Here is a 26705-nt window from a genome sequence, read left to right on the forward strand (position 1 = left end):
CCGTGACTAACATCATTAAAACAATCAGTAACATAATAGCACTATTAACAGCATTTTTTTTATCTCCAGCCTATGCTTCATGTAGTGGAATAATGGGAAGGACGATTACAGGTTATGATTATGATACTGCATCGATTGGAGTAGGCCGCATTAATATTACAAGCAGTTATTTACAGCCGATAGGAACTGTACTAGCTACCGGGATATCTAATTATAACGCTATTACTCGGGGAGGTTTAGCAGGTCTCAGTGACGAGGCAATTATTTTAAAATGTACTTCCCAGAACGATAAGAAAGGATTGGCATGGGCATTTGCTACTAATGGTGATAGTCGTATTGGTGGTTTTTATGAGATTCCTGGCAATCCGGGATTTTTCGCGACTCAATTCCCCTATGTGGCGATCAAACTGACTTTGGCTGATACTGGCGAGGTCTTTTCCAGAATCTGGCGACAGAGTGCAACTGCAGTTGTTACCGAGGACACCTCTGACGGTGGATTTGTCATAAGAAAAAAAAGTATCCCTAAAGTAGTTGCTACCTTGGTTAAATGGTCACAGGCATATGGTGAAACAATAGATGCTAATGGTAATAAAGTCGGTGCGACATACTGCCATGGAGCAGGTAATGAAACCATCATTCCAACAAGCCAGACCACAAACGTCAATCAGGTATGGTCGGCAGATTATTACTCAGTGAATGGTTTAGCTGCTGGTTGTGGTCAGCCTAGTGGATACATTAATTTACTCGGCACAGGAGGATATGTTGTTAATGTTGGTCTAGACTCCAATAAAGATGTTTGGGCCTGGGATTACTCTGTTCCTATTGGTTTAAATGGCAGTCCTGCGGCTACATTTTCTTACACCCCAAGCTGTGTCGTTCGAACGACGACACCCTATGTGATATTCCCAACCATGACAGTAAGCCAAATTAATGCTGGAGAAACAGTTTCCAGAAATTTTGATATAACCCTAGAATGTGATGATACTATGAATAAAACCGTCAGTACCTCTGCAATCGCGGTTGGATTACAACCTTCACTATCAGCCTTTAATAATGCCCAACGTTTGGGGCTTATCAATTCCGTCACAGGTGGCGTAACTTATTTGGTTTCAGATGATTATGATTCTGACAATATGGCAAAAGGTGTAGGGATTAAATTGAAGAACTCAGACGGTTATAGCTTAAATTTTGTTAGCTGGGATGGCTGTATGGCAACGGTATCTGGTAACACTTCATATTGCAAAAGTTTTGTCAGTCTTGAAGAAGAGCGATCTGCAGGATGGGATCCTATTATGAGTGCCAGTACAGTAGTAAGTAGAGATTTAATTAATGCAACTACATTATACAAAAAAACTTATATTTCTACACTAACTAAACTCCCCAGTGAAAATACTACCGTTGGAAAGATAAAGGCCACCGCTACGGTCTTGATTCGTTACCCATAAATAATACATCAGGATATAATTATGAAGATTTGCTTTTTCCTTTATTTTCTATTTTCCCCCGCCATTGTATTTTCTGGTGTAATCCCAGAAACCAGCCGAGTGATTTTTGATGCAAAGAATACTATAAAATCCTCTATTTTAGTTAACACGAATAAATACCCAGTTGTCGTTCAATTATGGGTCGATGACGGTGAGTTTAACAAAAAACCTGAGCAAACAGACACCCCTTTTGTAGTTACACCGGCAACAGCAAGAATGGAACCGCTAAAATTAAGTGAAATGAAGATAATTTATTCTGGAGATCCTCAACATCTCCCTACAGACCGGGAAAGTCTTTTTTGGATAAATATTCTTGAAATCCCTCCCGTTAATAAAAAATCCCAAACCGAAAATGAGGTGACCTTATCCATGCTTACGCAAATAAAACTTATATATCGACCAATTAGTTTAATGATCAAAGAGAATGATTTATTAACAAAATTAGATAACATTAAAGTATCATTAGTTAAAGAAAGTGATGGCGTCATAAATTTGAATTTCTCAAATCCAGAAGCATATGTCGCCAGCCTAACATCTGTTACTCTATTAAACAATGATGGGCGTAAGGTCATATCACTTAAGAACAGTGAAAACATGAATTTAACTTTACTGCCAAGGAGTTTGAAGAAAATACCAATTAATTATGATGAAAAAACAAGTAATATAAGTTCGATTGAATATTGGTTGGTTGATGATATTGGGCGTTTTTTTCATAAAAGAAAAAGTTTACTTTAGATTTTTCGACATGTTTTACTTTAAAGTTTTCACCAACATCAGTTCACTGAGTCAAATAACCCCATCGCTAATCTGTAAATAAAAATCTCATAAAAACCATCAAAAAAACCAACCTTTTAATTACATTTCAATCAAAATATGATATTTTAATTTTTTCATGGGGTTACATTATGTCTAAAAATGAAATTGAAGAAATAATATTATTAAATTCGAAGTCAATCAGAAAGAACAAAAATTTTTTTTCCGCAGTATCGGAGCTCTATAAAAATGATAGTGAGCAACGTATCAATCAACCGACTTTCTATAAATATGTGTTAAATGAATCCAGATTCAATATTATACTAATTACCTGTTGTTTTATTTTCACACAGAGAATAAGCTCTTTAAAATCTATTAAAGAGTTTTGTCAGACTAATTTAATATCTAGTCAAAATACAATAATTGCAATCATTTCCTTACTCAGAGTATCGGGAAGAATAGAAGCAATACGAGACGAAAGTGATGGAAGAAATATCAAGTTAGAGATAACTAAAAAAGGTATGAAAGACTTAACCGTTTACATATCAGCAATGGTTTCACCTCTAAAAAAACTTTATCCAGAGTATAATTTTGATTTTGAAGAAATAGAGAAAAAGTCATTCTTAAGTGAGTTTTTTTATGGTATATCAGTGCCTCTTCTTAATGGTGTTACTTATAAAAAAATCAATACAGAAATAGATTATTACATTGATAAAGATGGTGGTCGCTCTCTTTTACTTTATCTTTATATCAAATCTGAACAATCTAATGGCACGATTAAGTATACTACTAACGAGTTAGCTTGCGAATTTTCAGTTTCACGAACTCAAATAAAACGATTGTTGGATAAACTAAATGAATTTGGAAATTTTAAAAGATACGATAAAAATAACATCGAAACCACTTCCTCTTTCAAAAAACTAATTGAGGATTACTTATCAATATATTTCTCATACATAGAATTTTATATATTTACATCAGCTGATCTGCGTAGAAATCTGATCAGCCATTAAATTTAAATTTAGGAAGTTATTTTAAACAGCCTTTTCTAGGCTGTTTTTTAATAAAAATTTAACTTGGGTTTATTATTCAGGCGTGTGCACTCCGATAAACAGAAATATTCAATTTAGAGATATCATAACATACTAATTATATCATGCTGCGTCGACCACTATGCTCAAATATCGATTTGCTGAGCATCACTATTTGGAAGCTTGTTCAACCCGAACGTAAAGAAAAAACGGGAATCCCACCTATTAATGGAATTATAAATGAAACTCAGGACATAAAATGCTGGCTATATCAATGCATCAGCATTTCCATGAATAAATTGACATCGAGGAATATCGGTTAATAGATAAAAGCTCGGAAACATCAATACAGGTGTACAACTAAAGAATTGCACTTATATCAATTAGTGTTACTTATACTTTATTTCTAAAACTGCAATTTTCATCATACTATCAGTATAATTCAATGAGACTGTGTTAATTAATGAACCTTTGATTGGGAAGATATTTCTCACACTTTTTGAAAGAAGAGTTTGAATATTTATTTTTTCATTCACTTTATTGTTCTGCATGCATAGGATATTTATTTTTTCGTTTAATTGTTGAGTCATGCATGTTGACTCAACCAAAAAACCGGTAATAGATATATTTTTTAGCTCATCTGCATTTACAATCGCTGGGATTGCAAATAACGCGCAAAGAGAAAGAGATTTGATGACAGCGTAGGGCATTTATAAATAAACCTTGAAAAACTTTTCGGTCAACAAAGTCTAAATAATAGACTTCACAATGATTATCACTTTACGATAGTCACTAGAACAGCATATCACAGCATGGCATACCTATCAAAGAGAATAGAGTGTAAATTATTAGCCATTGTAATATATAAAGAAACAACCTGAATTAATGATAAAAATACTAAACGAAACAATCTGATTGATTTAAATTGAAATAATCACATTAGAGCAAATAACAAGGAGCAGTGCTTCCGCCCTGCTCCCGATCGTTTTTGTTTTAGCTGGCGAGCTTTTGCAGCCCCATATTGACGATACGGTCGCCAATCATGGACGCATCAATACCCAGAGATGAGCCACCGTTGCCGCGTGCGCTCAGGTTAGTATTACCGATGTCCCCCGCAACGGCACTCTTGATCATACCGACCGCCTTCATGAATTTATCCATGCTGCCTTTGGTCATGCCGTCGTCATCCGGCTTGCTCAGCGCCTTCGCCCAGGACTTGTCATCCTGTTTCGCCGTTTGCCAGTTATCTTTCTGGTATTCCGGCTTGCCGAAGACTTCAGGATATTGATCCATAAACTGACCAATTTCTTTCGCCATCGCGCGATCTTCTTTATCTACGAAGTAACGGGTCGGGCTGTCATTATGCGTGCTGATGTTGTTCAGCTCCTGCAAACCGGCTTTTTGCCCAACGCTCATTCCCAGCGTGCTGCCCAGTTGATTGAATGCGCCCGCACCGCTCAGGCCTTGCAGGCCGCCATTACCCAGTTGCAGTGGTGAAGTTTGCCCTTTCGTCTGGCTCAGACCGTTGCCCAGAATCGCGGACAGCGCATCGTTTACACCTTGGGTGTAGGCAGAAATTTCCGGCGACGACGGCTGTTTGTTGCCGAACAGCCCACCCTGCTGCTGCGACACGCCGCCGCCCAGCAAATCTTCCAGTGCGCTAAACAGCAGGCTGCCCATCATGGCCGATGGATTCATGGCATTCATACCGGCACCCAGCGCCCCGCCCAAGCCGCCGCCAAGGCTACTACCGAGACCGCCGCCCAAACCACCGCCTAGCAAACTGCCACCTAATCCCCCCAGGCTGCTGCCCAATCCGCCGAGACTATTGCCGAGTCCACCGGCAAGACCGCCCCCCATCATGCTGCCCATGAACAGCATGGTCGTCATAATATCGGACAGCTGTGCTGCGATGTTGCTACGCTGGCCACCAAACGCCGACTGCGATGGCGAACCGCCATTTTGTGAAGACGGAGATTGAAATAAACCGCCGTTACCGCCCGCCTTGATCGTAATTTGCAAAGAAGTACCGCCACCAAGAGAATTAAGCATAATGTTTCCTCAATGAGTAAATGGGTTATAAAAGCGCCAATGGATGTGCGGTTAGCCCGCGTGATTGTGACACTCCCCCATTAAGTGATTTTCCTGCCTGTCCGGTTCCCGTCTTATGCACGAAAACACACGACTTTTTCACCCTTCAGCGCGGCGGCAGGCCAGCCAAGCGCCAGAGTTCATCGAGCACCGCGGCCGACTCACTTACGGTGGATAATGTGCGGCGTAACCGCACATTTTGCTGTTCATCCAGGCTCAGGCTACAGGCCGCCAGTGCATCCGCCTCCAGAAAGCGGCGTTGTAAAATTTGCCGTAGCATTCCGGGATAATGTCGGGCAGGCGCCAGCATTAAGATAAGCACCGCCTGCCGCGCCGACACCGCCGTAAAGCACAGCGTGACACCTGGCTGTACTAACCAACAGGCCATTGAGGTGGTTTCCAGTGCCGTGAAGAAGTCATGCTGATTATCGAATACCGCCGCTGGCTCATTCATCCACGCTGACCCTGCTGTAATCCGCCGGGCCGCTGCGCAAATCGGGTTGCCACCAGATGATGAGCTGTCGCGTTTCCGGCTGCGGACGACAGGTGACGGAAGCGCAGTTAGCGGCCTGCCGCGGTGCAGTGCAGCCGCTTAGCAAAAGCGCGATCAGCGCGACGGACAGTGCTTTTTCGTTCATGAGAATGTCCTTGGTTAATGTGGAGGCCGCTATCGGGATGTCAGCACAGGGCGTCGGGCGGATTGAGAAGCGAGCGCAGGCTGCAACGCCAGAAACACTTCACTGGATTCCCCCGGCGCCAGCGTCGTTTTTGGCCACACGGCGACCGCCAGCGTACGGCTACTGGTACAAGCAGCTTCATCAAAACGCTGTGGCTGTGTTCCGCCATTGCGCACGACGCCGACGGTCAGGCGCACCTGGCCGTTGTCGTACCACTGATAGCGCGAACTGTCGTAGATCAGGCCCGACTGCGAGCGACACACCTCACCCAATCGCGCGCCGTTGTTGCCGGTCTGAAATCCGGCGGGAAGTTGACGGCTGGCGAGATCGCGAAATGCGCCTTCAATCAGGCTATAGAGATCCGTTTTACCGTTACGCTGCGCGACGCGGTTCATTGCGCCGTTTAACTGCTGCCGATTGGCGGAGGAAACGTAGCGTGTGGGATCGGTTTGGTCGCCGACAAGATGCGGCGTCAGGATAAACAGACGTTCACGACGGGAGACTTCATGGCGCGTCGAGGTAAACAGTTTCCCCAACAACGGGATATCCCCGAGGATCGGAATGCGACGATCGCGGTCACCGCTCTCCTCAACGTGGAAACCACCCAATACCAGCGCACGATTCTCACCAATCAGCGCCTGCGTGCTGACCGTGCCTCGTTTCACGCCCGACGCTTCTCCTTCGCGTCCCGTCTCTACCTGACCATCTTCGATATCGATAACCAATTGGATGCTACGCTGTGTTCCTTCGCCCACCACGCGCGGCGTCACTTGCAGGCTGGTGCCGGCAGTCACTGGCTGAATGTCCGCGACACGTTCCCCCGTCGCGGTGATGAACGCCGTCCTGCTGAAATCGACAATCGCGGGCTGATTTTCCAGCGTCAGCACGGAAGGGTTGGCGACAATCGAGGCCGTTCCCTCCCCCTCCAGTGCCTGAATATCCGCGAAGAAGCGATTGAAATCACTGACAAACAGGGTGCTCCGCCCCATCATCATGGTGCTGCCCGCGCTCACATTGCCGAGCTGCGCCTGCCAGTTCGCTTCCAGCCGCGACAGGGCGGTTCGATCCACATCGAGAATAATGGCGTCAATGTTGACCAGATTCTGCGGTACGTCGATGTGCTCGACGAGCTGCTGATACTCCGCACGACGTTTTTCATCATCCCGAATCAACAGCGCGTTATTGCGCACATCAGCGGAAATCTTGCCGCTTAGCGTCACTCGCGCCGACGCTTCACCACTGCGCCCAGGGTTATTGCGGGTGGCCAGCCGGGTCATCAGCGAACGCGTACTGTCCCGCATCGCTTCCATGCCCGTATCCGGCTGCACAGGCATCGGCCCCGAGGCACCCGCCGGTGCCGCACGTTGACCATCCATCAGTTCATTGAGAATGGTCGCGACGCCGGGAATGGTGACCTTCTGATCGCGATATTGCAGCGTCCGGTCGGATACCGAGGCATAGCGCAGCGGAAAAATCATCACTTTGCGTCGTTCGTCCTGCTTTTCGCGCTGCTGGCTGAAATTACGGATCAGATCGATATACGCCTGCGGGCCGGTGACCAGAACCACACCTTCTTCAGGCAATTCCCCCCAGCCGAAACGCGCATCGAGCAGTCCGATACCGCTGAGCGCCTGTTTGATATCTGGCGCAGCATCCGGAGAAATCTCCAGACGCACTGATGCCTGCTCATCCTGCGGGCTGACATACAGGGCGTTGTTATAGACAAACCACTGAAAGCGGTGCTCCAACGCCAGTCTGTCGAGAAACAGCGCGGGGGTTTCCGCCCGAATTTTCGCCGTCACCTCACTGTCAGCGATATTGCCCAACACCAAATCCACACCGTGGCTGTTGGCAAAATCCGTCAGAATCGCAGACAGCGGCGTTTGTTCGGCAGAATACGCATACGCCCCCTTATTCCATTCGGCTGGTGTGACCGCGTGCGCCAGCGAGATCATCCCGTTCACCGGGATAATCCCGATCAGCACCACCGCCCAGCAAAACCAGCGATAGGCCACCAGCAAAATGCGATACGATCGATGACGCTTCAGTCCCTTACGCATGTCGTTCTCCTTGCAAAAAAACCAGCGTGTTCAAATTCAGTGGAGCGGAAACGGGCACCTTCGCACGTGGCGTGAGCAAACTCAGCCAAACGTCCCGTTGATTCAGTAAGGTTTCCAGGCTGCGGCAGAGCTGCATGACGTCGTCAGCATCGGGTCGCATCCATAGCCAGAACTGTTCGTCCTGCGGTGAGAGCGACAGGATGGCGGTGTCATCCTGAAACTGAGCGTGGGCGGCATCGGCCAGTTGCAATGCGCGCGCCAGCATCGGTTCATCCGGCAACGCACGCAGCGGAATGGCCGCGCGGCATGCCACACCCGATGACTGCCGCACCATCGCCACCGCGCCGCCGTCAATCTCCAGCTTGAGCGTCGACGTCCCGCCGTTTAGCCAACGCTCCAGCATCGCGGCCAACTCAGTTGAAGTCATTGATGATGGCCTTTGCCAAGCCGTGTTTCACGCTCAACAGTTGCCCGACCGCCCAACTGGCATTGGAATAATCCATACTGGCTTCAAAAAAGGCGTAGCTGTCCGCCTGGCTGGCACCGCCTTCGGCAACATTCAGCGCAATATCATCCAGTTGTTTCTGCGAATCGACCAGGTGTGCGTCAAGACGACGCTGGATTGGATTAAGGGACATCGCACACTCTCCTCATAAGGTAGTTTTTTCACAACACAGGTTTGGTCGTTGACTTAAAAATGGGTCATTGACCTGATAGTGAGTGGTTAACCCCGGTGTGCAGTTCCCATTGGCAAGGATCATTTCATATAGCAGCAGGATATTCAGGCGGAATGAGCTGCGTTGTCGCCTGCCGCCAGCTCAGCGACATCACGCCATGCGCTGTTATCAGCTTCATTGCATCGCTCTCCAGCGCCTCATCGCTGGCGAGACGCCATTCCAGATGCGCGTGCGCCTCCAGCCAGTTCTGTACATCGGCAAGCTGAGTAGGATGGCAGTAAAGCGTTCCCCGGCTTTCCCCCTGCTGTTGCTTGAGTAACTGCCGCAGCAAAGCATGATGGCGCGACGGTGCTGGCGTTTTATCCAGCAACTGCGCCAATGCCTCGCGCAGCAATTGCCCCGCTTGCGTAATCACGATCTTCTCCAGATGCGTTCTGTCTTGCCGAATGCCCTGAAGTAACGTGTTTGCCTGCTGCCAGAACGCCGCCTCTGCCTCTTCTACTGCCTGCGTGCATAGCGTTTTGGCGCGTTCGTGCGCCTGTGCCACGATCGTCTCAGCCTGCGCATTGGCCTCTTCCCAGAGTGTTCGGCTATGCCGATGCGCCGCAACCCGCTCCGCCGGGATAATCACCGTCTCATCACGGCTGGCACCGGGTAATGTCACAAACGTCTTCGTCATCAACATGCTTCGTCCTTCCTTGCTAAGTGAAATGGAGGGGGATAAAAAGCGATCGGTATGAGAAATCTAGGCTGGTACAGACGCTTTCCAGATCAGCGCATCGCACAGCGCATTGAGTCTGGCTGCGGGCACGGACATCGTCGGAACAGGGTCATGATTTTCGCCGTCGCGGTACCCATCACGTGGAAAAAGCAGCCGCAGATGCGGCCAGCACGCTTCACCATAGCGGATACGCAGCAGCAGCAACGCATCCTGATAGCCAACGGCAGGTGACATCGACGGCGATGACGCCGAAAAAATGATCGGAGCCGGTAACCATAAACCCGGCCGCAGCGCCTTTGCCAAGCGCTCGCACCATATGCCCTCCGCATCCGCGCGATCCAGGTTACGCATGGGCTGACACACCCGTGCCATCAGGCGCAATACCGTTTCCCGCTGCGCCGTATCCAACGCCCCTATCTGCATCAGTGAAACGTGCATCAGTGAAGAAAACGGGTCCGGTGGCAGCCGCTGCGGCAAAGAAAAATGGCGATGAAGCTGCGCCGCATTCACGTACAGCCAGTCGCGCCGCTGCGGTACCTCAGGCAACGTCACCTTCCCGCGCCACCAACTGGGATCGGCCTGTAACAGGCAATCCTTTACCCACCAATTCAGCCATGTCAGCGCGGCGGCGTCACCTGATTCGCGTCCTGAGCCTTGTGCTTGTGTTGTCATTGTGACGACGATGCCCCCGCTTTTTTCTGCTGCCATTGCCGCAGGTAAGGTGTGCCAACGCGCCAGCCTAATAGCCCGGCCAGTAGCAAACCGAACAATCCGGCACTCCACTGCCAGCGCCGCATTTCATCCGGCGTGAGCGTAAATGGCCCCAGCGAGACAACGGGGATCGTATCCTGATACGGCTCGGCCGGAACAAAGACGATAGCCAGCTCTTTATCATCTTTACCGGACAGGCCGGGAATACTGCTGGCCACCATGCGGCGAATGCGTGGTTCCATCCCGTCAGGTTCCAGTTCGGCGCGGTATTTGATAAACACCGCCGCCGAGGCGGGTTGCACGGGTTCGCCGGGGGCGATACGCTCGGGCAGCACCACATGCACCCGCGCGACCAGCACACCGTCAATCTGTGCCAGCGTCGCTTCGACCTCCTGCGATAAGGCATAGATGTAGCGGGCGCGCTCTTCCAACGGCGTCGAGATCACGCCGCTTTTCTGAAAAACCTCGCCCAGATTGGTACGCGACTGCTTCGGTAAACCCGCCGCATTAAGGATATTGACGGCACGTTCCATGTTTTTTGCATCAATCACCAGCGTGACGCCGGTTTTGTCTACCCGTTTCTCCGCACCGATATGATAGCGACCGAGCATCGAAATCGCTTCGTTAGCATCGTTCTCCGACAACCCGCGATTCAGCTCAATCGGCTCGCCGCAGCCAGCCAATAGCCCGATCAGCAGAAGAAACACTCGCTTATCGATTTTCATAGGCCGCTACTGTAAGTTGGTGAGTTTTTCCAGACTTTGCACACTTTTCGCCACCAGTTTGGCGCTCAGCAGGCTTTCCAGATAGAACGATGACAGCGTTCGGGTCGCATCCAGTACATCTTTGGGATTATTCGAGCGCATCGACTGGCTGACATCGCGTTCGGCGGATTTAAAGACGCCGTTCAGTCCCTGAGATTTTTCCGCCAGCGCGCCCAGCCACTGGCTATTACCGCTTTCTGCCGTCACCGGTGCTGACGACAGCGCCGCACTAAACCAGGACACATCCTGATTATTGGCGGAGAAGGAAAAAGACGAGCCGTTGTCCGCCAGCGGAGCATCCCCCGACTGAGACAGCGTAGTGGCATGATTAATTTTCATGGTGTGGATTCCATCGCGGACGGATAAAATAAAGCCGGAGCAAGGCTCCGGCTCGTTCGCTCACAATCAGAACTGGATAGCTTTCGCCGCTTTCTGCCCGGAGTTCAGTGATTTGGACGCAGAATCCATCTGACCATCCAGAATGGAGTTTTCCGTATCCAGCGCAATTTTCTGTGCCTGAGCGCCTGCTGCACGCGTCAGAGAACCGGCCATCGCGGTATCCAGAGTCTGAGAAGCCGCCTGAGATGCAATCTGAGAAAGTCCTAAAGCCATGATATATCTCCAAATATAATGAATGTTTACGGTGGTGAACTGTCATGCTGTACATACAGTCATCTTGTTCATTCATTAAGTGGGAGAGCGGGTCAGTGAGTTCCAACAGAAAGGAAATTCTTTCAGCAATGGTCATTCAAGAGGAAGAACTAGCCCGGTTTTATCTGTGTTTCCGGCCGTTAGTTATCGTAGATTTTCTTTTAAAATAATAAAAAGCGTTATTACCTTACCGAAAGGCCGTATGTTGTTTCTGATTTGCAGGAGCGTTTTACGCTGTGTCACTGGCAAGGATGCGATACCTGAACCTATGCCGTACTATTCCCGTCGCGCAGCCAAATGGTCGCTATGCCCAACTTAACTACCCATACCGGATTGTGGTTCAGACTTGTTTTGCTTTCGTTTGCCAGCGCGGTGCTGGCGCTGTTTATTGGGCAAGGCATTTTAGCCCGACTGGAACAAACACAGCTACAGAAGTATAGCCAGGAGGTACTCGATCAGGGCATCGCCGTCGCGAATGAAGGCCGGGAGACCATCAACCGGGTGTTAACGCTGAACAACGCGCCGTGCTCCAGCGCCGACCTGAAAGAGTTACGCCTGATCTCCTTTTATTCCGTGTATCTACGCGATATCGGGCGTATCAAAGACAACTATCTCATCTGTTCCGCAGGCTGGGGGATCCTCAACCCACCGATTTATCTGCTGCCGCCAAACCTGACGACGCCCGAGGGCGTACAACTGTGGACCGCCATGAAAGACGTGGTGGACCCACGTATTACCGCCGATATGGCAAGCCTCCACGGTGTGGTCACGATCACTGCGGCCGCGGCATTTCGCCGCTTCATTCATCCGCCAGCCGAATACAGCGCGGTGCTACTCACGCGTAATCTGGATCATGTCTATCAGACTTTTGGCCATATCGACCTCTCCGCATTTAAGCAGACACCACAGCCGCATAACGCGTGGCTGACCATGGGAAAACGTCAGACGTTTTTCTGTGCGCCAGACCGGAATATCTGCGTACTGGCGCAGTTGGATTCGGCGGGTATCTTGTATCGTCCCTGGTATATCATCGCCGCCCTGTTTTCTCTCGGGGCGCTCATCGGTGCCAGTTTTACCCTGTCCTACCAGCTCTATGACGATCGGCACCATGCTTTGCCATCGCAGCTAAAACGCGCAATCAAACATCAGCGACTGCATGTCCATTACCAGCCGCTGGTCAGCCTGCCAAAGCGCGCGATTATTGGCGTAGAAGCGCTGGCGCGCTGGAAGAATGAGCGTGGTGACAATGTCTCGCCAGAAATTTTCATCAGCATCGCTGAAAACATGGGTTACTTAGCCGAACTTACCCGCATTATTACCCGTCAGGCGCTGCGGGATATGCAGCCGTACCTCACGCAGGAAACCCCGTTTCTGCTTAGCATTAACCTGTCTGTCTCCGACATTGTTTCGCCCGATTATCACCGCTTCCTCCAGCAGATGTGTGAGGAATTGGCGATCGATAAATCGCGTATCATGTTGGAACTAACCGAACGGTCAAGTACGTCGCATCAAGCACTGGCTGACGGCCTTGAGGCACTACGACGCTCCGGCTATAAGATCGCGCTCGATGATTTCGGTACGGGTTATTCCAACCTCGACTACCTGAGCCACTTACCGTTCGATATGATCAAGATCGACAAGACTTTCGCCGGCGCCATCGGCACAGACACGGTGAATGCCGCCATGGCGGATTTGTTATTTACCCTTATCAAAAAACTGGATGTCCCGGTGATCATCGAAGGGGTAGAAACGCGTGAGCAAGCCGCCTACATCCTGCAACAATGCCCTTCGGCGATTATTCAAGGATGGTATTTCAGTAAGGCGGTGGCGCTGCACGATCTACCGGATATCCACCGCTATCCATGCCCACCGATAGAAATGGTGTAGCGAGAACGGTACCAGTAGAACCGGTGCAACCTCAACGCAGACCTGCCGTCAAAAGCAGGTCAGCCAGCATTGCCCACCGTATCCCGACAGATAAACGTTCGGCGCCTGGCCTTTATGCCTGACAGGCTTCCCCGCCCCCAGCACACCTCTCTCGCGCCGTCACATTCAGCACTTTCAGGCGGTGATAAAGCGTCCGCTTGGGGATCCCCAATTCCACAATCACATCGTCAATGCAGTGGTCGTGCCGGCGCAACGCATCCTGAATCAGAAATTTTTCGATCCGCTTTAACCGATCTTTCAGTTGCAAAGGACGCGGGTGCAACAGCGGCTGAACTTCTGCCAAAGGCGACAACCCCAGCGCCCAGCGATCCGCCGCCGCTTTCAGCTCGCGGATATTACCCGGCCAGCTGTGGGTCAGAAGCTGTTCGTAAATGTCTGCCGTCATCGGCGGCTGCGTCATTTTCAGGCGTACCGCCGCTTCCTGACTAAAACGCTGAAATAGCGGCAGAATGAGATCGCTGCGGGAGCGCAACGTCGGCAGTTGAATTTTTACCGTATCAAGACGGAAATAAAGGTCGCGACGAAACAGCCCTTTTTCCACCAGTTGCAGCAGCGGCGTTTGCGTCGCCACAATCACACGCATATCAACGGGCGTGAACTGGGTGCTCCCCAACCGCTTTACGCCGCGACTTTCCAGCACGCGAAGCATCTTGGCTTGCAGCGTCATGGGCATACTGTCGATCTCATCCAAAAACAGAATTCCCTTATCCGCGCTTTCCAGGTACCCGGCACGGGAACGATTGGCGCCGGTATAAGCACCGGAGACCACGCCGAACAGTTCGCTTTCGGCCAAATTTTCCGGCACGGCGGCGCAGTTCACCGCCACCAGAGGGCCGCTACATTTTGACAGTCGGTGAATGCGATTCGCCAGCGTGTCTTTGCCCGTGCCGGTTTCACCTTCAAGCACGATGTCGACATTAAGCGGAGCAATAACATTGATGATTGGCGACAGCGATGAGTGAATGTCATCAGCCGTAGACGAGGGATGGCCTAATGGTGCCCGACGATCTGCTGATGACGGCTTCTCGAATGACGAATACGCAGGTGATGAATGCGTTTGTGAAGAATGCACCAGTGAAGAATCGTGCTGTCTGTCCTGACGGTAATGATTATTCATTGACTACTCCTGGAGCCCAAACGGGCTAACTGACTGCCTTCCATAACATGGGGTGTCCCACCAAACCTCCGTGGCATTTCTCCGCATAACGCACACCAAGGTATTTCAGATGGAACGATGACAAGCATTACCGCCATTGAATAATGAAACCATCAGGCATCGCTGAACATCAGGTAGGAATTCCAGATAACGTTGTAGGGAAATGCCTACAAAAACATGGCCAAAACAAGTAAAAACAGCTAATTACGCTTTCGTATAATACGCAGGGAAACGAAAAGATATCGTTAGAAAAATGTAAGCATCAGCAAAGGGATTCACCGACGGTTGAATCCCTTTTATCTGTTATGCTTCGCACAGCGGACGCCTGCCGCTAGGGAATAAGCTTCTTACTAACGACATATTTAACGATCTCCACATTGGTGCTGAACTGCATTTTTTCCATCAGGCGCGCCTTGTGGGTGCTGACCGTTTTGTTGCTGATGGCCAGCGCATTGGCAATGGCGTTGATGCCCATCCCCTGCGCAAACATAATCATGATTTGGTGCTCTCTTGCCGTCAGCACATCGTGTTCGGCTCTCCCGCTCTCCGTGTAGTTGGAAAACACCAGCTGCTCGGCAATCGTGTGGTCGATATAGCGAGCGCCCTGCGCCACGCGCCGAATCGCCGCCAGCAGCGCTTCCGGGTCTTTGTCTTTGGTGATGTAACCTCTAGCCCCGCTCTTCAGCGCATGCTGCGCAATTTGCGCCTCACTGTACATGCTGAGTACAAGAATCGGCAGACGCGGATATTGCGCCACCACGCGTGAAATCAACGCTTCACCGCTGATACCGGGCATCGACATATCCAGCAGCAGCAAATCGGGCTTCACGCTGCGCAGTTGCGCCAACACCTGCGCGCCGTTTCCCGCTTCGGCAACGACGCTCAGCGACTCATCCAGCGCAAAGATCTGCTTGAGCCCTTCACGCATGATGACGTGATCGTCTGCGATCATTAAACGTATTGATTTGCCCATCGCTCATTTCTTCCTTTTTGTTGTTCTTGTCCCGTCATTAACGGGTATCGCCATTTTTAGGAAACGTTAACTGCACCAGCGCGCCTTTCCCGGGCGTACTTTCAATGATGACTTCGCCTCCCAGCATTCGCCCTCGCTCCTTCATGCTCATGAGTCCGAAAGCGTTTTTATTTTTGGCGTGGGCATCAAAACCTTTACCGTTGTCCTTAATGCACAGCACCACGCAGTCCTGCTGGTTATCCAGTGTGATGAGCACCTGTGTAGCCGCGGCGTAGCGCGCCACGTTAGTCAATGACTCCTGCACGACGCGAAAGGCTGCCGTAGTGCTTTCGTCATTGAGCGCCAGCGGCTCCCCCTGCGTGCGCAACAAGCAGGTTGCGCTGTAGTGTCGGTTAAATTCGTCGCACAGCCATTCCAGCGCGGGCGTCAACCCCATATTCAAGACATTCGGCCTGAGCTGGGTTGACACGTTACGCACCACCTGAATCGTCTGGTCGGCTAACTGCATCAGCTTTTGCAAATGCGTCTGCATATCGGGATTCTCTTTGGCAAAACACATGCGCATCAGCGACAGGCTCATGCGGATCGTGGTCAGATGCTGTCCCAGTTCATCGTGAATTTCCTGCGCGATATGCTTGCGCTCTTCCTCGCGTGAAATCTCACGCTGGCGCGCCAGCAGACGCAGTTGCATATGAGAGTCGACCAGCTTTTTCTCTGCATAACGAATGGCGGTAATATCCCGTCCTACGGTCAGAATCGACACCAGTGCGCCATGCTGATCAAATTCCGGCACGCAGCGAATGTGATGAATACTCTGATGACGTTGATCGCCTCTCCCCCGCGACTCCATGACCTCGCCTTCCGCGCTGCTGCGGGTATCAACCACCTGCTGAACCAGCTGTTCCATACGGATTGCACACCCCACGCCGGGCATTAACTCCGTAATCATACGGCCCAGAAGTTGCTCTACGGTGAAGTCCAGGTGTTTCAAACTGGCGGGATTGGCGTACAGGCAATTCAGGTTGGGATCAAAGCGGATAATCAAATCCGGCGTGTTCTCAACCAGCGCGCGAAACTCCTGCTCGCGCGCGTAGGCCAACTGTTCGATATGTTTACGTTCCCTGATATCTCTGACGACACACATGCTGTAGCTACGTCCTCTATGTTGAAAATGCGTGAGATTAACCTCGACGGGAATAGTCATGCCGTAGCGAGTAAGGTGCTGGGTTTCAAACGTGGTACCCACACCCGACTCATACGCCTGCAACCAGTCGGGTGAGCGATGCTCGGCGACCCAGAACGGGTCGATATCGACCACGCTCAGATGCATGAATTCCGTAATGCTGTAGCCAAGCGTCTGACTAGCCGCTTCATTGACGTAACAAAAACGCTGATCTTCATTGACGATATAAATCGCGTCCTTAATGCGGCCAAATGCAAAATCCACCAGCTCCAACTCGGGAGCCTTGGTTTTTTCATCGGAACGAAAAGGTTGGGTGAACATCATTGCCATCTCCTTATTGTGAATTAAGACACGTGTGCAGCCACCCGCCGTGCAGGTAGCGCAATACGGCGTCTCAACATTCCAGAAGATGGACAGGAAACCCTGCAATGGCATAAATGCGACCTGATATCACGACGTGTGACCCACTCACTGAACGGCAACCGCCACCTTGGACAAGGCGGTTACCACATCAGTCAGTGAAAAACGGTGGGTGCAGACACATCCTTTCGTCCCGTGAAACGCCGTCAGGACTCAACAGCCTGACGGATCGCACCTCGGGCACGAGACAGCCGTGACCGCACCGTACCGATGGGGATCTCCAACTGCAACGCGAGATCCTGATAGCTGGCATCGGTATCCAGCAATTGCATCAGCATCTGACGGGTATCCTCAGGCAGTGAGACGATGGCATCCATTGCACGTTTCAGTGCCCGCTGACTTTCGGTGATAGCACCGGGATCGAGATCTATTGCGATGTGTTCCAGCACCTCATCCCCCATTTCCAGCGCGCGCTGTCGTGCCTGCTTGAAATAGTTGCGCACCAGATTGAGGGCAATGCCGAACACCCATGTCTCCGGCCGCGATGCTCCCGCAAACTTATCCTGATGTTTGAGCACTTCCAGATAGGTCATTTGCTGTAAATCCTCAACGTCGTCATGGTTGCTAACGCGTTTGCGGATGAAGTTATGCAATTTCTTTCCGTGTTGGCGAAACACCTGTTCCCAATCGACAGCAAGCGCTGGGTAAAGCGAAGGGGTCGGTTCGATGTGTTTCAGGGTAGACATTTCCATTTGCTGACTCTCCGTTGTTGTGCCCTATTGGCAAAAACGGAAGAGCAAGCCCTGTGCCAGCCCGGAATTGTTTTTATCACACTGATTTTTAATCAGTTATTTTTCAACTTATCTTTTATCGTGCCATTTTTTGCCAACGCCAACAGCACGAAATTGCAAGTTATTGCAATCAGTAAAACGGCATTTAATTCAATTCGCCATCAAATTCTATCCGCCATCACATTCAGCGTGCTCCGATGACTTCATGCCGGGGAACCCATTCTTTTCTGTTTCCACATAGCAATACATTCATACCGCTGCACGTTCATACCACGACACGTAGCCGACTTATTCAGGATGACACCATGATCAAAATGCCGACCGTCCTTCCCTCTAGCAACGCCCTGCCGCGCCCTGTCGTCGTGGATGACGATCCCGCGCCGCAAGCGGCAGTGCAACAGACCAGTTCGCACCATGCGTCTCCCGGTTCGCCGTTATCTACCTCAATGGAAGAAGTAGCAATGGCGTTTGGCGAACAGGCTGAGCGGAGAAGTAAATCGCTGAATCGACGCCACATCGCCCAGCAGCCGGAGGCGCGCGCCACTGCGAATGTCGAGCGGATTGAGAAACTGACGGAACTGTTCAGGATGCTGGAAAACCCGTCGCAAAGTACGCTCGATCAGCAACTGAGCCGCATGCGCGATCTGCTGATGCAGAAAGGTTCGCCGTCTCTTGAAGCGGTGCTGGAAGCCGCAGGCAACGATCCGGCGCGCGGCGATATCCTGCTGCGCCATATTCAGCAGCAATCTGCCCAGCCGTCAGAACTCGCGACGGCGGCAGAGCATGCGCTACAGCAGTTGCATCAAGAGAAAGGGCCAGAAGTCCGAGCCGGTCTGAATACCGCGACGGCCATTGCGCTGTTCAGCACCCAGCCGGAACAAAAACAGGCGATGCGTGAGCTGTACTACCAGAAGATTGTGCATCAGCAGTCGGCCAGTGCGCTGCTGGACTCTCTTTTGGAACGCTTTGATGCCGCGACGTTTTCCATTGGGCTGCGCACGTTGCAGCGGGCGCTGGCGGCGGATATCGCCTCGCTGACACCCTCTATCTCGAAAGCCGTGCTCAGCAAAATGCTGAGCAACCTCAACGATTCCCGCCATCTAAGTCATACGCTGTCATCCAGCCAGACACTACTCACGCGACTGGCGAATAAAGTGCCTGCCTTTACGCTCGGTGCCGTGGAGCTGACTCGCCGTCTGATTGGCCTGAGCGCCAACGGTGCCTATGCCCGCGATCTGCATAATCTCGGTCGGGAAGTCGCCGGAACACAGGTACAGCATCAGGCGATGTTTTTCAGCGCCCTGCTGCCACTCGTCAGCGACCTGCCGCATCCGCTGTGGCGAGACAGTAAAAACCGGCAAACGGCGCTACAACTGATACGCGGCATGATTGGCGATATCGCCCAATACGAAAAGCAACAGGCCAATAATTCTCAGCATAACGAACGGGCGCCGCGTGACGCCGCATCGCCGCAAAAACAGGATGCGCGCGACTCGGATAAGGAGCAGCCATGAATCTGCTGATTACCTGGCTGAACCGCATTGCGCTAAGCGCGATGCAGCGCTCCGAGGTCGTTGGTGCGGTCATCGTGATGTCTATCGTCTTCATGATGATCATCCCGCTGCCTACCGGCCTGATCGATGTGCTCATCGCGCTCAATATTTGCGCCTCTTCCCTGCTGATCGTGCTCGCGATGTATCTGCCGAAGCCGCTGGCCTTCTCGACGTTTCCGGCGGTGCTGCTGCTGACCACCATGTTCCGACTGGCGATCTCGATTTCCACCACGCGCCAAATCCTGCTCCAACAGGATGGTGGCCATATCGTTGAAGCCTTCGGTAACTATGTAGTGGGCGGGAATCTGGCGGTCGGTCTGGTGATCTTCCTGATTCTGACAGTGGTGAACTTTCTGGTGATCACCAAAGGCTCCGAGCGCGTGGCCGAAGTGGCGGCACGTTTCACGCTGGATGCGATGCCCGGTAAACAGATGTCCATCGACAGCGATCTGCGTGCGGGATTAATCGAAGCCCACCAGGCTAGGCAGCGGCGCGAGAATCTGGCCAAAGAGAGTCAGCTGTTCGGGGCGATGGACGGGGCGATGAAGTTCGTCAAAGGCGATGCCATTGCGTCGCTGGTTATCGTGTTCATCAACATGATCGGCGGTTTTGCCATCGGGGTTTTGCAGCACAACATGGCGGCTTCCGATGCGATGCACGTCTATTCGGTATTAACCATCGGCGACGGACTGATCGCCCAGATCCCCGCTCTGCTGATATCGCTGACCGCCGGAATGATCATCACCCGCGTCTCGGCCGACGGACAAAAAGTGGATGCCAATATTGGCCGCGAAATTGCGGAGCAGCTCACCAGCCAGCCCAAAGCGTGGATCATCTCCTCCATCGGCATGTTTGGCTTTGCGCTGCTGCCAGGGATGCCAACGCTAGTGTTTATCGCCATCAGTCTGGCGTCGCTCGGTAGCGGCTTATTTCAGCTTTGGCGCATCAAACAACAGGGGCAGTTGGATGCCAGCCAGTCGGAAGCGGACAACATGCCTGCCGAACAGAACGGCTATCAGGATCTGCGGCGTTTCAACCCCACGCGCGCCTATTTGCTGCTGTTTCATCCGGTCTGGCAGGGGCAACCGACCGCGGCGGCGCTGGTGCAAAATATCCGTCGCCTGCGTAACAGGCTGGTTTATCGCTTTGGCTTTACCCTGCCGTCCTTTGATATCGAATTCAGCGATCGGTTGGCGGAAGATGAATTTCAGTTTTGCGTTTATGAAATTCCCTATGTGAAAGCCACGTTGGTTACCGACCAGATGGCCGTTGCCAGCGGTGCTGTCGCACAGGCCAATGACACACTCGCCACACCGGGGCACACATTGCGGGATGAAAGCCAATGGCTTTGGTTGCCGCTGGCACACGTCGCACAGCAGCCGGACGATGTGCCGCGCTGGACGGCGGATGAACTGATTCTGGCGCGTATGGAACAGGCCATTCATCGTACCGGTTCGCAGTTTATCGGCTTGCAGGAAACCAAATCCATTCTGGCCTGGCTGGAGAGCGAACAACCGGAATTGGCGCAGGAGCTACAGCGCATCATGCCGCTCTCCCGCTTTGCCAGCGTGCTGCAACGGCTGGCTTCCGAACGCGTGCCGCTTCGTTCCGTGCGCCCTATCGCCGAGGCGTTGATTGAAGTCGGCCAGCACGAACGGGATACGCTGGCGCTGACCGACTACGTGCGTCTGGCGCTCAAATCGCAAATCTGCCACCAGTACAGCGACGAAAACAGTCTGGCCGTCTGGCTGCTAACGCCGGAAAGTGAGGAGCTACTGCGCGATGCGCTGCGCCAGACGCAGAATGAAACCTTCTTCGCCCTGACGCAGGACTACGCCTCAACGCTGCTCAGTCAGCTACGGCAGGCATTTCCGCCGTTCTCCTCGCAGCGCAGTCTGGTGCTGGTGGCGCAGGATCTGCGCAGCCCGCTGCGCACATTGCTACAGGACGAATTTCACCACGTTCCGGTGCTGTCCTTCACCGAACTGGAATCCACGCTGTCGATCAACGTCATCGGACGCCTTGATCTTTACGACTCCCCTGACCCCTTTAGCGCATAGGAATACACCATGTTTGAATTACGCGTGTTGACTGGTTTACATCGCGGTGCGGCGCTGCCGCTCTGTGGCAACGCCTGGCGCCTCGGCGCCGCCGATGATGCCGATCTCGTGCTTTACGATCCCGGCATAGCGCCGTATCACAGCCAGTTGGAGAAGACCGCTGACGGCTGGGCGCTCAACGCACAGGATGGCACCGTATGTAATGCGGAAGGCCATACTGTCGAACACATTGAAGCGCTACCGCCTGGCACACCGTTTGCGCTGGGGCAGATTTGGCTCTGCATCGTGGCAGCCGATACCCCGTGGCCTGATGAAAGCGAGCCAGCATCGGTACCGGAGGAGAGGGTTCCTCCCACGGAAGACGTCGTAACCGCTGATGCCTCGCCGGTTCATCCTATATCACCTATCCCCACTTCCTTGCCACGCCTGCCGCTGTGGGCCAAAGCCAGCTATCTGCTGCTTGGCGCGCTGCTGTTGGTGATGGTCGGCAGTTGGCAGTTGCAAGAGAGTGTCGCGATGCCTGCCGCTCCGCCGCAGGATACCCGTAAACCCCTCAGCACCCTGCCACAGCTGGAAAGCACGCTGCGCATCATGTTGCAAGAGCGGGAACTGAGCGCGGCCGTGAAAGTGGCTGCGTATCAGGATCGCCTCACGCTTACCGGACAATTAACGCCGGACGATCAAAAAAAGCTGGAACGGATGCTCGCCCAACTCCACCAACGTTATAGAACCGCGCTGTCCGTGGATAACCGGACGCAACTGAAAACGGAGCAACTGCCGTTTCAGATCGTTCAGGTCACCAGCGGATCCCGCGCCAACGTCGTCACGGCGGACGGCCAGCGCTTTTTCATCGGCGATGAGATCGACAACCTGCGTCTGGTGAAAATTGATGAGCACCAGATTGAATTCAGCGGCAGACAACAGATAACGGTGAACTGGTAATGCAGACTCAACCTTCTTCTTTTCCCCTGCTCGATCAGTGGGTCGCACAGCAGCGCCAGCATCTGGCAGCCTATGCGCCCGTGGAGAAAAAAGGCCGCGTCATGGCCGTCAGCGGCATCCTACTGGAGTGCAGCCTGCCGCAGGCGCGCATTGGCGATCTGTGCTGGGTGGCCCGTCAGGACGATAGCCAGATGATGGCTGAAGTCGTGGGGTTTAGCCCGGACAATACCTTTCTCTCTGCGCTCGGAGCGCTGGACGGCATCGCACAGGGTGCCGCCGTGACGCCGCTGTATCAGCCGCACTGCATTCAGGTGTCGGAACGTTTGCTGGGCAGCGTACTGGACGGGTTTGGCCGGGCGCTGGAAGATGATGGCGAGAGCGCGTTTGTCGAACCCGGTCATGCTACAGGCCGCACACAGCCGGTGCTGGGCGACGCGCCACCTCCGACGTCCCGACCGCGTATCAGCCAACCGCTCCCCACCGGATTACGCGCCGTCGATGGCCTGCTGACCATCGGTCAGGGGCAACGCGTCGGCATTTTTGCCGGTGCGGGCTGCGGTAAAACCACGCTGCTAGCCGAGCTGGCGCGTAATACGCCGTGCGACGCCATCGTTTTCGGGCTGATTGGCGAACGTGGCCGCGAACTGCGTGAGTTTCTCGATCACGAACTGGACGACGAACTGCGCAGCCGCACCGTGCTGGTGTGCTCGACCTCCGATCGCAGCAGCATGGAACGCGCCCGCGCGGCATTCACCGCCACCGCCATCGCCGAGGCTTACCGAGCCGAAGGCCGTCAGGTGCTGCTGATTATTGATTCCCTGACGCGTTTCGCCCGCGCCCAGCGCGAAATCGGTCTGGCGCTCGGCGAACCGCAGGGGCGTGGCGGGCTGCCACCGTCGGTCTATACGTTGCTGCCGCGTCTGGTTGAACGCGCCGGACAAACGGAAGACGGCGCCATCACCGCGCTCTATTCCGTTCTGATCGAACAGGATTCCATGAACGACCCCGTCGCCGACGAAGTACGTTCGTTGATTGACGGGCACATTGTGCTCGCCCGGCGGCTGGCGGAACAGGGGCACTATCCGGCTATCGACGTGCTGGCGAGCCTAAGCCGCACCATGAGTAACGTCGTGGATACCGATCACACCCGCCATGCCGGCGGTGTGCGACGTCTAATGGCAGCCTACAAGCAGGTCGAGATGCTGATTCGCCTCGGCGAATATCAGCCCGGTCATGACGTGCTAACGGATTCCGCCGTCAATGCCCATGCGGAAATCACGCAGTTTCTGCGTCAGTCGATGCGTGAACCGATGCCTTATGGCGTGATTCAACAACAGCTCGCCGGAGTCAGCCGCTATGCCCCATAACACCGAACGTGATGCCGAGTTACAGACCGTGCTGAACCTGCTGATGCCAATACGCCGCCAACGTTTAAGCCGCAGCGAACGTCAACAACGGCAGGAAGAACAGCAATTAAAGCGAATTGCGGAACAGCAACAACATCATGAACAGCAGGTCGAGCTGCTGCGGCAGGCCAGCCAGGCACAGCGCAACCAGTTTGCCACAGAAACGCAGGGGCAACGCCACACGCTGGAAAACCTGAAAAAACGCCTGGCCGCCGAACAGCGCTTACTCAGCGCGATCGCAACAGAAACGCAGCAGGTGCAGGCCACACAGCAGCAGCACCGCGACCAACAGCGTCAGGTTGATCACGCCCGAGATGCCACCCGCCAGTGCCAGAAAGCGGTGGAAAAACTTGACTATCTGCTTACGTTACCTCAGGAGCACGTATGAATAACCGACAGATTGCGTCATCCGAATCCAAGGCGACGCAGAACGCGCAGGCCGTGCTGCACGGTAAATCCTCTCGCGTAGACGACCCGCAACACATGGATTTCTGGGAGGCCTTCACGTTTTCAGACGGTTTTGAAGAGGCGTTTTATCAGGACGCGCCAATTGCCTTGTCACCAAGCCATCCCATCAACGGCCCACCGCCGCCGCAGAGTGAAGCGCCAGACAGCCCACAATATGTGACACCGTCACAGTGGCAGCCACTGCAATGTGAGCTGATTGAAGCAATGGACAACATCTGCGCCCCGCCGTTTGCTTTTAGCCTGCAACTGCCGCAACTGGGCGATATCGATGCGCGTTTAGCCACGCTGGTGCCGCGCGGCTGGGATATCTCCCTGCGTTTCAGTCGGGAAAGTTACCACCAGTTAAAAGATCGGCGCGAAGCCTGCCGCCATGCGCTCTCCAGCGCGCTGGACTGCCCGATCAACCTGCGTTTTGACGCCAGAGAGTATGAGCGATGAAACCGAATCTACAGCACATCAAGCGGCTAACGCTGCCGACCCTGCGCGCGCAACACGCGCGTATTCGATCGACATTGGCCACCGGACTCGCGCTGCCGTTTACCCGTGAGGGACAGGTCGGCCGCTTGCACCTTCAACTGGCCACGGAAAGCAGTCTGGCGGAAGCATCGTCCACCGCACAGGCCAGCGACTGGCGTAGCGACATCGGTGATATCTCACTGACCGATCCGTTCCCAGTGCTCAGCCTGCTGTCGGATTGCCCGCTACTGCCCGTCACCGAAGACGATGATGCGGCTCAGGAGTGGTACTGGACACTCTACAACCAGTCACTCAATCCCGTACTGCGGGCGCTTGTCGGGGAAATTAACCCGCTGAATCGTTCTACGAAACCACGTGATGCAGGAGAGCAACATGGCAGCAGCGTTGCACTCTGCGCCTGGCTCAGCGTGAGCTGGAACGGTATTAGCGTGCGTAGCCGGATGCAGGCCGCTGACGCCGTCTGGCTGGCGCTGTTTTCCCGCGCTGACTGGCACCGCCAGCGCCGTGAGCTGCCCGCAGGAATGGCGATCGAGGTTCCTCTTACGCTGGCTGATGCCGTGCTGCCGCTATCCGCATTACTTCGTTTACGTACGGGCGATCTTATTCTCCCCAACCGCCCGTGGTTTACCCCCTCCGGCGAGGGAATGCTGTCATCCGGCACGCTGCGCCTGCACGGTACGCTACAGCTCACCGGGCACGCCCCCTACACCTTTACCGTTACCGACATGGAGACTGTCTCAATGCCTTCGTCCACCACCGACACGATGCTAGCCGATCCGCATTCCGATGCATCGGCGTTTGAATTCACATCAACAAGTGACACTGTCACTGGTAATTTACCGCCGCTGCCGGTCACCTTACACCTTCGTTGCGGGAGCCTGACGATGACGCTGACAGAATTGCAGCATCTTGCCAGCGGTAGCGTGTTAACGCTGCGCGACGTGGTGCCGGGGCAAGCCTGGCTGTATCACGGCGACACCGCCCTGGCGAGCGGCGATCTGATCGATGTGGAAGGAAGACTGGGGTTACAGATTACCGAGCGTTTTGCCGCCCCCCCGCAGCATGCCGCGATAGCAGATGAAGAGCACGCCACCGCACCGGAGTTGGCTCCATGACCTCCGGCGCGTTCGACCCGTTGATGTTTGCGCTCTTTCTGGGCGCCCTCTCCCTGATTCCGCTGATGATGATTGTCTGTACCTGCTTTCTGAAGATTGCGATTGTGCTACTGATTACGCGCAACGCCATCGGGGTACAACAGGTGCCGCCCAATATGGCGCTGTATGGCATCGCGCTCGCGGCAACGCTGTTTGTCATGGCGCCAGTGTTTCAGGACATCACCAAACGCGTGCAGGAAAAGCCGCTGGATATGACCGACATCACGTCGCTTCAGGCCAGCGTGACCTACGGACTGGAACCGCTGCAAACCTTTATGTCACGCAACGTTGACCCGGATATCCTCACCCATCTGCATGAAAACAGCCTGCAAATGTGGCCAGCGTCGCTATCCGAAAAGGTGAATACGCAAAATCTGCTGCTGGTGATTCCGGCGTTCGTGCTGTCGGAGCTACAGGCTGGGTTCAAAATCGGCTTCCTGATTTACATCCCGTTTATCGTCATCGATCTCATCGTCTCGAACGTGCTGCTGGCGCTGGGGATGCAAATGGTCGCGCCGATGACGCTCTCGCTACCGTTAAAGCTGCTGCTGTTCGTGCTGGTCAACGGCTGGACGCGGCTGCTGGACGGCCTGTTCTACAGCTACCTGTGAGGCC

Annotated in this window: 28 protein-coding genes; 12 read left to right on the plus strand and 16 right to left on the minus strand. The window is 53.0% G+C overall.

Annotated elements, in window-relative coordinates:
- Nucleotides 1-2 precede the first annotated feature (2 nt).
- From NAL19_RS11240 to NAL19_RS11250, 3 genes are all read left to right on the plus strand, one after another.
- On the plus strand, nucleotides 3-1445 hold the full coding sequence (locus tag NAL19_RS11240) for a fimbrial protein (protein WP_225084778.1): 1443 nt from the start codon (nucleotides 3-5) through the stop codon (nucleotides 1443-1445).
- A 21-nt stretch (nucleotides 1446-1466) separates the two neighbouring features.
- Nucleotides 1467-2219: a molecular chaperone gene (locus tag NAL19_RS11245; RefSeq protein ID WP_225084779.1), complete on the plus strand. Its 753-nt coding sequence runs from the start codon at nucleotides 1467-1469 to the stop codon at nucleotides 2217-2219.
- A gap of 170 nt (nucleotides 2220-2389) precedes the next feature.
- A complete protein-coding gene (locus NAL19_RS11250) occupies nucleotides 2390-3250 on the plus strand; it encodes a MarR family transcriptional regulator (RefSeq protein WP_263057376.1) in 861 nt (286 codons plus the stop codon).
- Nucleotides 3251-3657: 407 nt separating this feature from the next.
- On the opposite strand, the gene NAL19_RS11255 is transcribed toward NAL19_RS11250, so the two are convergent.
- The 12 genes from NAL19_RS11255 to NAL19_RS11310 form a co-directional block, all read right to left on the minus strand.
- The gene (locus tag NAL19_RS11255) at nucleotides 3658-3978 is read right to left on the minus strand and encodes a hypothetical protein (RefSeq protein ID WP_225084781.1); all 321 of its coding nucleotides are present in this window, start codon (nucleotides 3976-3978) and stop codon (nucleotides 3658-3660) included.
- A 283-nt stretch (nucleotides 3979-4261) separates the two neighbouring features.
- Entirely contained in the window at nucleotides 4262-5320 is a 1059-nt protein-coding gene (locus NAL19_RS11260) for a type III secretion protein HrpN (protein WP_317630281.1), read from the minus strand.
- A gap of 145 nt (nucleotides 5321-5465) precedes the next feature.
- On the minus strand, nucleotides 5466-5813 hold the full coding sequence (locus tag NAL19_RS11265) for a type III secretion protein (protein ID WP_263057377.1): 348 nt from the start codon (nucleotides 5811-5813) through the stop codon (nucleotides 5466-5468).
- Entirely contained in the window at nucleotides 5806-5997 is a 192-nt protein-coding gene (gene hrpT / locus NAL19_RS11270) for an HrpT family type III secretion system protein (RefSeq protein WP_263057378.1), read from the minus strand. The genes NAL19_RS11265 and hrpT overlap by 8 nt, the downstream gene beginning before the upstream one ends.
- 29 nt (nucleotides 5998-6026) lie before the next feature.
- Nucleotides 6027-8096, minus strand: a complete 2070-nt coding sequence (gene sctC / locus NAL19_RS11275; protein WP_263057379.1) for a type III secretion system outer membrane ring subunit SctC — start codon at nucleotides 8094-8096, stop codon at nucleotides 6027-6029.
- A complete protein-coding gene (locus NAL19_RS11280; protein WP_263057380.1) occupies nucleotides 8089-8523 on the minus strand; it encodes a type III secretion system chaperone in 435 nt (144 codons plus the stop codon). The genes sctC and NAL19_RS11280 overlap by 8 nt, the downstream gene beginning before the upstream one ends.
- The gene (locus tag NAL19_RS11285; RefSeq protein ID WP_015840423.1) at nucleotides 8510-8734 is read right to left on the minus strand and encodes a type III secretion protein HrpF; all 225 of its coding nucleotides are present in this window, start codon (nucleotides 8732-8734) and stop codon (nucleotides 8510-8512) included. The genes NAL19_RS11280 and NAL19_RS11285 overlap by 14 nt, the downstream gene beginning before the upstream one ends.
- A 124-nt stretch (nucleotides 8735-8858) precedes the next feature.
- Nucleotides 8859-9458 carry a type III secretion system stator protein SctL gene (sctL, locus tag NAL19_RS11290; protein ID WP_263057381.1) on the minus strand — a complete coding sequence of 200 codons (600 nt, stop codon included), beginning with the start codon at nucleotides 9456-9458 and terminating at the stop codon, nucleotides 8859-8861.
- A 60-nt stretch (nucleotides 9459-9518) separates the two neighbouring features.
- On the minus strand, nucleotides 9519-10166 hold the full coding sequence (locus NAL19_RS11295; RefSeq protein ID WP_225084787.1) for a type III secretion protein: 648 nt from the start codon (nucleotides 10164-10166) through the stop codon (nucleotides 9519-9521).
- Complete coding sequence (gene sctJ, locus NAL19_RS11300) at nucleotides 10163-10930, minus strand: type III secretion system inner membrane ring lipoprotein SctJ (protein ID WP_225084788.1); 768 nt, start codon at nucleotides 10928-10930, stop codon at nucleotides 10163-10165. The genes NAL19_RS11295 and sctJ overlap by 4 nt, the downstream gene beginning before the upstream one ends.
- A 6-nt stretch (nucleotides 10931-10936) precedes the next feature.
- On the minus strand, nucleotides 10937-11308 hold the full coding sequence (locus NAL19_RS11305) for an EscI/YscI/HrpB family type III secretion system inner rod protein (protein ID WP_225084789.1): 372 nt from the start codon (nucleotides 11306-11308) through the stop codon (nucleotides 10937-10939).
- 66 nt (nucleotides 11309-11374) lie between these two features.
- Complete coding sequence (locus NAL19_RS11310; RefSeq protein ID WP_225084790.1) at nucleotides 11375-11581, minus strand: hypothetical protein; 207 nt, start codon at nucleotides 11579-11581, stop codon at nucleotides 11375-11377.
- A gap of 345 nt (nucleotides 11582-11926) precedes the next feature.
- Here NAL19_RS11310 and NAL19_RS11315 point away from each other — a divergent pair, with 345 nt between their 5' ends.
- The gene (locus tag NAL19_RS11315; protein ID WP_263057382.1) at nucleotides 11927-13507 is read left to right on the plus strand and encodes an EAL domain-containing protein; all 1581 of its coding nucleotides are present in this window, start codon (nucleotides 11927-11929) and stop codon (nucleotides 13505-13507) included.
- Between the two features lie 112 nt (nucleotides 13508-13619).
- Here NAL19_RS11315 and NAL19_RS11320 read toward each other — a convergent pair whose 3' ends face one another.
- From NAL19_RS11320 to NAL19_RS11335, 4 genes are all read right to left on the minus strand, one after another.
- Nucleotides 13620-14684: a sigma 54-interacting transcriptional regulator gene (locus NAL19_RS11320; RefSeq protein ID WP_225084792.1), complete on the minus strand. Its 1065-nt coding sequence runs from the start codon at nucleotides 14682-14684 to the stop codon at nucleotides 13620-13622.
- 370 nt (nucleotides 14685-15054) lie between these two features.
- Complete coding sequence (locus tag NAL19_RS11325) at nucleotides 15055-15696, minus strand: response regulator transcription factor (protein ID WP_225084793.1); 642 nt, start codon at nucleotides 15694-15696, stop codon at nucleotides 15055-15057.
- 37 nt (nucleotides 15697-15733) lie between these two features.
- Nucleotides 15734-17203, minus strand: coding sequence for a PAS domain S-box protein (locus NAL19_RS11330; protein WP_225084794.1), 1470 nt, complete (start codon nucleotides 17201-17203; stop codon nucleotides 15734-15736).
- A 242-nt stretch (nucleotides 17204-17445) separates the two neighbouring features.
- Nucleotides 17446-17991, minus strand: a complete 546-nt coding sequence (locus tag NAL19_RS11335; RefSeq protein WP_225084795.1) for an RNA polymerase sigma factor — start codon at nucleotides 17989-17991, stop codon at nucleotides 17446-17448.
- A gap of 344 nt (nucleotides 17992-18335) precedes the next feature.
- Between NAL19_RS11335 and sctW the strand changes: the two genes are divergently transcribed.
- Genes sctW through sctR form a run of 8 tightly spaced genes read left to right on the plus strand, consistent with a single transcriptional unit; the run spans nucleotide 18336 to nucleotide 26701 of the window.
- Entirely contained in the window at nucleotides 18336-19544 is a 1209-nt protein-coding gene (gene sctW / locus NAL19_RS11340; protein WP_225084796.1) for a type III secretion system gatekeeper subunit SctW, read from the plus strand.
- On the plus strand, nucleotides 19541-21643 hold the full coding sequence (gene sctV / locus NAL19_RS11345; RefSeq protein WP_225084797.1) for a type III secretion system export apparatus subunit SctV: 2103 nt from the start codon (nucleotides 19541-19543) through the stop codon (nucleotides 21641-21643). The genes sctW and sctV overlap by 4 nt, the downstream gene beginning before the upstream one ends.
- Before the next feature lie 9 nt (nucleotides 21644-21652).
- A complete protein-coding gene (locus NAL19_RS11350) occupies nucleotides 21653-22585 on the plus strand; it encodes an FHA domain-containing protein (protein WP_263057383.1) in 933 nt (310 codons plus the stop codon).
- Complete coding sequence (gene sctN / locus NAL19_RS11355) at nucleotides 22585-23952, plus strand: type III secretion system ATPase SctN (RefSeq protein ID WP_263057384.1); 1368 nt, start codon at nucleotides 22585-22587, stop codon at nucleotides 23950-23952. The genes NAL19_RS11350 and sctN overlap by 1 nt, the downstream gene beginning before the upstream one ends.
- Complete coding sequence (locus tag NAL19_RS11360; protein WP_263057385.1) at nucleotides 23942-24379, plus strand: type III secretion protein; 438 nt, start codon at nucleotides 23942-23944, stop codon at nucleotides 24377-24379. The genes sctN and NAL19_RS11360 overlap by 11 nt, the downstream gene beginning before the upstream one ends.
- The gene (locus tag NAL19_RS11365) at nucleotides 24376-24897 is read left to right on the plus strand and encodes a type III secretion system HrpP C-terminal domain-containing protein (RefSeq protein WP_263057386.1); all 522 of its coding nucleotides are present in this window, start codon (nucleotides 24376-24378) and stop codon (nucleotides 24895-24897) included. The genes NAL19_RS11360 and NAL19_RS11365 overlap by 4 nt, the downstream gene beginning before the upstream one ends.
- Nucleotides 24894-26051: a type III secretion system cytoplasmic ring protein SctQ gene (gene sctQ, locus NAL19_RS11370; protein ID WP_263057387.1), complete on the plus strand. Its 1158-nt coding sequence runs from the start codon at nucleotides 24894-24896 to the stop codon at nucleotides 26049-26051. Before NAL19_RS11365 ends, sctQ begins: the two co-directional genes overlap by 4 nt.
- On the plus strand, nucleotides 26048-26701 hold the full coding sequence (sctR, locus tag NAL19_RS11375; protein WP_039494872.1) for a type III secretion system export apparatus subunit SctR: 654 nt from the start codon (nucleotides 26048-26050) through the stop codon (nucleotides 26699-26701). The genes sctQ and sctR overlap by 4 nt, the downstream gene beginning before the upstream one ends.
- Nucleotides 26702-26705 lie beyond the last annotated feature (4 nt).

The sequence above is a fragment of the Pectobacterium sp. F1-1 genome (genome assembly GCF_025643735.1).
Taxonomy (GTDB): domain Bacteria; phylum Pseudomonadota; class Gammaproteobacteria; order Enterobacterales; family Enterobacteriaceae; genus Pectobacterium; species Pectobacterium colocasium.